Origin of the sequence: Brevundimonas denitrificans (assembly GCF_030160755.1) — a bacterium.
In the GTDB taxonomy this organism is placed as follows: Bacteria; Pseudomonadota; Alphaproteobacteria; order Caulobacterales; family Caulobacteraceae; genus Brevundimonas; species Brevundimonas denitrificans.
In genome coordinates this window covers 1-776 of sequence record NZ_BSOY01000166.1, presented here as the reverse complement: position 1 = coordinate 776, position 776 = coordinate 1, and the positions used below count along the sequence as shown (strand labels likewise).

The 776-nt window shown below is 58.2% G+C and carries 2 protein-coding genes; both read left to right on the top strand.

Annotated features, from left to right (window positions below):
* Window positions 1-514, top strand: a 514-nt coding sequence (locus tag QQJ79_RS15545; RefSeq protein ID WP_284223837.1) for a 16S rRNA (cytosine(1402)-N(4))-methyltransferase, incomplete at its 5' end; no start/stop codon positions are given.
* Window positions 511-776, top strand: a 266-nt coding sequence (gene ftsL / locus QQJ79_RS15540; protein WP_284223836.1) for a cell division protein FtsL, incomplete at its 3' end; no start/stop codon positions are given. The genes QQJ79_RS15545 and ftsL, both read left to right, overlap by 4 nt.

Here is a 776-nt window from a genome sequence, read left to right as displayed (position 1 = left end):
CCGGATTATCTTTGAATATGGCGAGGAGCGCCGGTCCCGTGCCGTTGCGCGCGCCATTGTCGAAAGGCGGTCGGTAAAGCCTTTCACGCGTACCCTTGAGTTGGCGGAAGTGGTGGCGTCGGTTGTTCGGACAAATGGTAAGGGTATCCATCCGGCGACGCGTACATTTCAGGCGTTGCGTATCTTTGTAAATGATGAGTTGGGACAGTTGACGGCGGGGTTGGCCGCGTCCGAACGGTTGCTTTCTCCCGGTGGCCGTTTGGCAGTTGTATCATTTCACAGTCTTGAAGACCGGCGCGTAAAGAATTTCCTGTCCAAAAGGTCGGCGGCGCGCGCCAATCCATCCCGTCATGTTCCTCTGGTTGAAGATCAGAAACCGGCTTCCTTCTCGCTGCTCAAGCGGGGGGCGATCAAGGCACGTGAGGATGAGATTGCGATCAATCCGCGGTCCCGTTCGGCGCGTCTGCGCGGCGGTATCCGAACCGATGCCCCGGCATGGGAGGAAGCGGAATGAGGTGGAACCTGACGGTCTTCTTTCTGGCCCTGTTCGCCTGTGTTTCCTATGGTCTTTACCAGTTGTCCTACGAGGTTCAGCAGCTTGAGGATGATCTGGCCGGTTTGCGGCGCGGTATTGAGAATAATCACGAGGCGGTGAAGGTATTGGAGGCCGAGTGGGCCTACCAGAACCGTCCGGATGTGCTGCAGGCGCTGGCAGCCCGGCACTTGCCGCTTCTGCTGATTGCGCCCTATCAGGTGGCAGCCCTTGATGACATTCC